At 62.4% G+C, this 7260-nt stretch carries 5 protein-coding genes; 4 read left to right on the top strand and 1 reads right to left on the bottom strand.

Features of this window, described 5'->3' with window-relative positions:
* Positions 1-513: 513 nt before the first annotated feature.
* From GPL20_RS38305 to GPL20_RS38315, 3 genes are all read left to right on the top strand, one after another.
* A complete protein-coding gene (locus GPL20_RS38305) occupies positions 514-708 on the top strand; it encodes a hypothetical protein (RefSeq protein ID WP_157337894.1) in 195 nt (64 codons plus the stop codon).
* Positions 709-1169: 461 nt separating this feature from the next.
* Positions 1170-2891 carry a SulP family inorganic anion transporter gene (locus GPL20_RS38310; protein WP_157337896.1) on the top strand — a complete coding sequence of 574 codons (1722 nt, stop codon included), beginning with the start codon at positions 1170-1172 and terminating at the stop codon, positions 2889-2891.
* 148 nt (positions 2892-3039) lie between these two features.
* Positions 3040-5289, top strand: a complete 2250-nt coding sequence (locus tag GPL20_RS38315; RefSeq protein ID WP_167533394.1) for an ABC transporter substrate-binding protein — start codon at positions 3040-3042, stop codon at positions 5287-5289.
* 126 nt (positions 5290-5415) lie between these two features.
* On the opposite strand, the gene GPL20_RS38320 is transcribed toward GPL20_RS38315, so the two are convergent.
* The gene (locus GPL20_RS38320) at positions 5416-6597 is read right to left on the bottom strand and encodes a Spy/CpxP family protein refolding chaperone (RefSeq protein WP_246251299.1); all 1182 of its coding nucleotides are present in this window, start codon (positions 6595-6597) and stop codon (positions 5416-5418) included.
* Positions 6598-6600: 3 nt separating this feature from the next.
* On the opposite strand from GPL20_RS38320, the gene GPL20_RS39870 reads away from it, so the two are divergent.
* Positions 6601-6846, top strand: a complete 246-nt coding sequence (locus GPL20_RS39870) for a hypothetical protein (protein ID WP_246251301.1) — start codon at positions 6601-6603, stop codon at positions 6844-6846.
* The last annotated feature ends 414 nt before the right edge of the window (positions 6847-7260 follow it).

The following is a 7260-nucleotide window of genomic DNA, read 5'->3' on the forward strand; positions in this document are numbered from 1 at the left end:
CTCTGCCGTTCAGGACCGAACGTCACATCCCAAACTCGATCGCAACGATGCGACGATACCTGAGCGTTGCGCTCATCAATCGCCTGCGACGATGTCCGTGCTGTACTGCTCTTATCCAAAGCCGCACCGTGCGAATGATTTTATGACACAGTAAGATTAGCGCGAGCTGGTTGGGAGTACCTCCAATGGCGAGGTGGACTGCCCTCAGCTTTCAGGCAGAATGCGATCATCTCGGTGCCGCAGCCTCGCCACAATCTGTGCCAGATCGGATAAGGTGATCAGTGGCATCGACGACCAGCAGGCACGGCGGATGTACCCATTGCCTGTTGATCTTGAATGGCCCCGGCGTGCAATCGTCGGGGCCATTGTTGTGATGGGCGTAAGGAAAAGTCAGACGATTGCGCTATCATTAAATGACCGTCAAATTCCGGACTATCACTCGTCAATTCAGTCTGCAAAACTGTGACAACACAAACGCGCTTGTAAACAAGCAAGCGCGAAGGGAGGTTCGCAGTGGATAAAGTGCGACGCTTGCGTGCGATGAGCTCACTGTGCCGCCAACAGGCCGCATACAACAGCATGAACAAATGGAAGCTGCTCGCAGAAGCGGAATACTGGGATCATCTGGCCGATCTTGAATTGTCGTCTCACTTCCAACAATGCAACGCCATCGTCTCGAACGAGATAGGCAGCGTCGAGCGATCATGAGGTCCAGAAACGGGGCTGTCGTTTGCGTTGCGCGCCGCTGCACTCTCGCAGAGAACTGCGGCATACATGGCAACATACATGGTCTCGTCGAGCTCTGAAGTACGCCGATTGCGTCATCCCGCGTTGTCCGGCCGCTGCGCAGATTGCAACGAGAGAATGCGACGCCGCCTTGACGGGCTTGCGACCTGTTGCAGCGCGTTGAAGCGCGCCTTCTGCTCGCTGCTCAGGTTCGCATAGAACTCTCGTCCAGGGCGGGTTCGACCGGCTTGGCGGCTGCCAGCATGGCCCCTCTGAATTGACTTCCGCTCTCAGCGGCAGAACGGACATTGTTGAAGCGAATGAGCGGAGATGTGACATTTTTTCCGCTTGCCGAGGGACGCAACAGCCTAGACTGGTTCTAGCTGGGCCAAACGCGGCCAAGCGTGGCCAACGAGCCCGGCCGGGTCTGGAAGCGACCGCCAATGAAGCATTGGATCCACTGGCTGCCGGCAATCGAAACCATCCGTCGATATGAGGCGGCATGGCTTCCGCGCGATATATTCGCTGGACTCGTCCTGGCGGCGATGCTGGTTCCGGTTGGAATTGCCTACGCGGAAGCATCGGGCTTGCCTGGCATCTACGGTCTGTACGCAACGATCGTACCGCTGCTGGTCTACGCGTTGTTCGGCCCCAGCCGCATCCTCGTGCTGGGGCCTGACTCGGCGCTGGCAGCTGTCATCCTCGGCGTTGTCGTCCCACTGTCTGGTGGCGATCCCCTTCGCGCCGCAACGCTCGCTGCCATGATGGCGATCGTTTCGGGGACGGTATGCATTCTGGCAGGCATCGCGCGCCTGGGTTTTGTCACCGAGTTGCTCTCCAAGCCGATACGGTACGGCTACATGAACGGAATTGCATTGACCGTCTTGATCAGCCAACTGCCAAAGCTCTTCGGCTTCTCAACCGAGAGCGCAGGACCTTTGCGAAGCCTATGGGCGTTCGCTGCTGCAATCCTCGACGGAAAGACAAACTGGGTCGCATTCGGGATTGGGCTCGGCACGCTGATGGTCATCCTGCTGCTTCGGAACAACAAGCGGCTGCCGGGCATTCTGATTGCGGTGGTTGGCGCGACCGCCATCGTCGGGGTGCTTGATCTTGCACCCCGTTACGGCGTGGCGGTTTTGGGTCCTCTTCCGCAGGGCCTGCCGGGTTTCGCGATCCCCTGGATCACCTACGGCGATATCGTCCCGGTACTGGTCGGCGGCGGCGCAATCGCGCTGGTATCATTCGCTGACACCAGCGTGCTTTCGCGTGCCTATGCCGCACGATTGGGCACGCATGTCGATCCCAGCCAGGAGATGGTGGGGCTTGGCGCCGCCAATCTCGCAACCGGCTTTTTTCAAGGCTTCCCGATCAGCAGCAGCGCTTCGCGCACTCCCGTTGCGGAAGCCGCCGGCGCCCATACCCAGCTCACCTGCGTCGTCGGCGCGCTTGCCATCGCCATCCTTCTGCTGGTGGCGCCAAACCTGCTTCAGCATTTGCCCACCGCTGCATTGGCGGCTGTCGTCATCGCCGCTGCGATCGGCCTGTTCGAGGTCACTGACCTCAAACGAATCTATCGGATTCAGCAGTGGGAGTTTTGGCTATCGATGGTCTGCTTTGTCGGCGTGGCGGTGCTCGGGGTGATTCCGGGAATTGGTCTGGCCATAGCAATCGCCATCGCCGAGTTCTTATGGGACGGCTGGCGCCCACACTCCGCCGTGTTGGGTCGCGCCGATGGCGTCAAAGGTTATCACGACATCACAAGATATCCGGATGCACGCCAAATCCCCGGACTGGTCCTGTTTCGGTGGGATGCGCCTCTGTTCTTCGCCAACGCCGAGTTCTTCAAGGAGCGCGTACTGGACGCCGTGGCGAAATCGCCGACGCCCGTACGCTGGCTGGTCGTTGCGGCGGAGCCTGTCACCAGCGTGGACGTCTCCGCCGGCGATATCGTCGCCGAATTGGACGAGGCGCTGCACGCGCAGGGTGTCGAGCTCTGCTTTGCCGAGCTGAAAGATCCCGTCAAGGACAAGCTGAAGAGATTTGGACTGTTCTCGCAGCTTGGCGAGCAATATTTCTTCCCAACCATTGGCGCGGCCGTTTCCAGTTACCTGGAAATCCATGATGTCGAGTGGGAGGACTGGGAGGACCAAGCCAAACGTTAGGACGTGACATGCCGGGCTTGCTGACCCACCGCAGACATCGGTCATGTGGCGATGGGGCGGGCTTGAAAACCGCTCTCAGCGGCGGCAATCTCGGTCTGGCCTCGATCTGGAGAATCTCGGCTTATGCCGATCGATGCGAGGATCGACGATGAAGCCGCGGCTTATGATGTGGCTTGCCGTTGTTGCGGGCGTCGTGCTGGTGCTCGCCGTCGCGTGGGCCGCCATCCTCTGGACCCGTCCGGAGCCTATTCGCATCGCGTTCGCCAATTCGCTCTCTGGCCCGTCCGCCCCGGCCGGGACGGAGAGCCTGGTCGCAACGCAGCTTGCAATCGACGAGGTGAACGCCAAGGGTGGCGTCAACGGGCGGCCGATTGAACTCGTTCTGTTCGACGACGCAAGCAATCCAGCCGTGGCGCGCGCGAATGCGGAGGCGATCGCCGATAGCCCGTGCGTCGCTGTGCTCGGACATTATCTCAGCTCCGCGTCGCTCGCGGCAGCGCCGGTATATAAGAATGCGCGGATCCCGGCACTCACGGGAGGCGCGGCTGCCGACGATCTGACATCCGGCAATGAATATTATTTTCGTGCGCTGTCGCCGATCTCCGCGCAGGCGCGCTCGATTGCGGAACATCTGCGCGCCGTGATGAGGGAGCCAAAAGTTCGCCTCGTTCACACGCCCGATTCCTATGGCAAGAGTTTTGTGCGCGGATTTGCGGCGGCCTATCCGACTGAGCAGTTGCGCGTGTTCGGACTGGACGCCGCCCCGGGTCGGATTGGATCGATGGACGAGGCGCTGAACGCCGCCGTGCAGGAGCCCGGCCCCGGCGTCATCGTCGTCGGCGCGGCAGCCGATTATATCGCAGACATCGTTAAGGCGCTGCGCCGCCGCGGTGTCAAGGGAACGATCATTACAACCCAGGGCGCGGGCCGCGAAAGCTATTTGAAAAATTTCGTCGACGAACCGGAGGAAAAAGCGCATTCGGGCTTCTTCAGTGAGAATCTGTATGCCGCATCGTCGCTGATTTTCGACAGCGCCGGCGTGGCGGCGCAGGGGTTTGCCGCCGAGTACAAAGCGAAAGCGGGAACCTCCCCAAGCTGGGTTGGCGGCGGCGCGTATGATGCCGCGCGCCTGATGGTCGACGCGCTGAAACGAGCTGCCGTAGATCGCCGGTTTATGGGGCAGGGGATTCAGAAACGATCCGACAGCAAGGTTGCAGATCGCGACCGTATGCGCCGTGCACTGGCCGCGATCGACAGTCCGAAATCGGCGGTCGTCGGGTTAACGGGGCTGCTCTATTTCAACGCGAACCGCGACATTCCGCGCCCGATCCGAATGGGTTTTTTCCATTTCGGTCGATTCGTCACCGCGCCGCTGCAACTCGTGCGCATCGATCAGCCGGCTGGAATCGATCTCGACGCCGAACAAGAGAAGGGCCATGTCATCGCGTTCGAGGGGCGCCGCAACTGGATTCAGCGTGTCGTCTATACCGGCATCGACATCATTCGCGTTGGCCGGATCGACGTGAAGCAAAATTCGTTCAACGTCGACTTCTATCTCTGGATGCGGTTCGCCGGCGACGATGAGGCGCAGACGCACGTCGAATTCCCGGCGTTGCTGGATCGCGGGGCGTTCGATCCGGCTCGGCCGATTAAGGCTGGACAGGAAGACGGCCTGAGCTATCGGCTCTATCGCATCAACGGCGATTTCAAGGCCCGTTTCGATCTCCATGATTATCCGTTCGACCGGCAGGAGTTGCGTCTGCATTTCCAGAACACGGAACAGCGGCGGGAACTCGTCACCTATGTCATCGATCGGTTCGGCTTGCGCCTCGCTGACGACGGAAGCTCGCGGGCCGAGGACGGGGCCTATTCCGGACTTCAGCTCTGGCGATTTCTCGGACTGAACTATTTCGTCGAATCCCAGTCCAGCGGATCGACGCTCGGAAAGGCGTCTTTGTTCGGTGCCGAGGCAATGACGGAATTCGCAGGCTTCGATGCGGTCATCATGCTGCGCCGCACCTCCGCCATCTACATGCTGAAGAACCTGCTGCCGCTGTTTCTGCTCGTGCTCGTCGTATTCGCCACGCTGTTCTTTCCCGAAACCATGTTTCGTGAACGCGTGACGATTCCTGTGACCTCGATCCTGGCGAGCGCGGTGCTGCTCGTGGCGGTGAACGGTCAGATCGGCGATGTCGGATACACGGTGGTCGTCGAAGAGATGTTCTACATTTTCTTTGTACTATGCCTGATGACGATATTGGCGGGCTACAGACATGAAAAACTTCGGGACGCCGGCCGAAAGCGCGCCGCTGTTGTTTTGGATCACGCAGCGCAGATCATTTATGCCGGGACGGTGCTCGCTGTTATCGTCGTGCTCTACCGGCGCTATGCCGTGTGAGGTAAGCGTGGATACCTCGCCGGTCCGCCACGTCCTCGCGAAATTCGCAGCATAAGTCCGGAGCTGGCCCATCGCGTCGTTTCGACGGGTTCGGAATTTGATCGCTACGGGGGCATAACGTTGCCCTCACGGGCTTGCAACCTGTTGCAGCGTGTTGAAGCGCGCCTTCTGCTCGCTGCTCAGCGTGGCATAGAACTCGTCGAGCGCGGGTTCGACCAGCTTGGCGGTCGTCAGCATGGCCTCGAGCCGGCGCTGCATCGCTTCCAGCCGTCCGACCGGGGTCAGCGGCACATCATTCGGACAGGCCGCCTGGAGGTCTGCAACGCCCTTCGTCGTCGCTTCGCTGAGGCGATCGAGCGCCTCCTTCTGCTTGCCTGCGGGATGCAGTACGGCCTCGATCCTCTGGATCGGCAACTGGGTCAGGCTGGACTTCGGATCGCCGCAGCTCTCGGCACTGGCTTCCTGCGGTTGCGACGAGCGGTCGCCGACATTGGGGCCGAGCGCGTTGAAGCGGGCCTGCTGTTCGTCACTGAGTGAGTTGTAGAAGTTCTCCAGTGCCGGTCGCACGATCTTGACGGCTTCCAGCGTCGCGCTGATGCGGTTCATCATCGCCCGCAAGCGGCCGGGCGGGGTCAGTGCATAGGTCTCCGCACAGGAGTCCTTGAATACACCGGCAGCGTTGGCCGCCGCGGTCTTCAACTCGTCGAGCAGTGCGCGTTGCTCCGGCGTCGGCTGCACGGTTCGCGCGATATCGGCAAGCGGCCAGGCGGTCACGCCCTTGTCCGGTGTGCCGCACAATTGCTGCAGCGTCTGCGGGCTCGCGCTGGCGCGCGAACGCGCGCGGTAGCCGCCGCCGGCTTGCGGATAGTCATACGGATTGGTGCTGGCATAGGCCGCATAGGGGCTGTCACCGCCCCAGAACACGGTGTCGACGAAGTCGTCATACGCGTACGCCCAATAGCCGGGCTCGTAGGCATAGGACCAGAACGTGTAGTCGAAGATGTCGGAGTAGGCGTATGGCCAGAACACCGGCCCAAGCCAAGCCACGAAAGCCGCACGATGGCGGTGGCGCCAGGCCTGCCGGGGACCCCAGCCGCTGTGGCGGGCGACGAGGGCCGCCTGGGTCTGCGGAGTGGCCTGCTCACGGAAGCGCGCCGCAAATCGCCCGCGCTCGGCGGCCTGCGTGGCGGCCGCAATAGCTGAGGCGCGCCCGGCCGGAGCCTGGAGGCCAAGGCGCTGCTGGCGCGCCAGGTCAACTTGCTGTGCGCGCTGCTCACGGCCAAGCAAGCGGTTCTGCGCCTGGAGCATCCGTTGCTGCTCGCGTTGCGCCCGCGCGCCTTCCACCTTTTGCGACTGCAATTGCTGCACGCGCTGCTGGAGGCGATCGATGCGGGTCTGGCGCTCCGTCGTCTGGCGCGACAGCATCTCGCGCTGCCGCTGTTGCACCATCTGCTGGCGCTGGTCGACGCGTTGCTCGCGCTGTTGGGCACGCTGCTCGCGCTCAAGCAGGCGGCTCTGCGACTGCAGCAACCGCTGCTGCTCGTGCTGCGCCCTTGAGCCCTCTGGCTTTTGCGACTGCAATTGCTGTACGCGCTGCTGCAAGCGGTCGATGCGGCCTTGGCGCTCCACGGATTGGCGCGAAAGCGTCTCGCGTGGCCGTTCAGGCCCCACGCTTGCGGCGGGCGGTGCGTTTGGGCGCGCGGGGGCGGCGATTTGCGGCGTCGGCCGCGGTGCCATAGCCGGACGTTCCGGCGCTGCCGGCGCCCGATGGATTTCAGGCCGCGGCGCGGCCACGTGCGGGGCGGCTCGCGGTGGCCCCACGTGCGGAGCAGCCCGCGGTGGCGGTGCGGCGATATGGGGGGCCGGACGCGGCGGCGGTGAGGCCATACGCGGCGCCGGATGTGGCGCCATGGCCGGTCGCTGCGGCATGGCCGGGGGATGGAATGCCGGCGCGGCGGGACGCGCCATGGC

The sequence above is a fragment of the Bradyrhizobium cajani genome (genome assembly GCF_009759665.1).
GTDB classification, from domain to species: Bacteria; Pseudomonadota; Alphaproteobacteria; order Rhizobiales; family Xanthobacteraceae; genus Bradyrhizobium; species Bradyrhizobium cajani.

Bases quoted from the DNA above. Each gene is read 5' to 3' on its own strand.
- GPL20_RS38310 (WP_157337896.1), top strand. From the start codon at position 1,170: ATGAAGCATTGGATCCACTGGCTGCCGGCAATCGAAACCATCCGTCGA.
- GPL20_RS38315 (WP_167533394.1), top strand. From the start codon at position 3,040: ATGAAGCCGCGGCTTATGATGTGGCTTGCCGTTGTTGCGGGCGTCGTG.
- GPL20_RS38320 (WP_246251299.1), bottom strand. From the start codon at position 6,597: ATGCTCCAGGCGCAGAACCGCTTGCTTGGCCGTGAGCAGCGCGCACAG.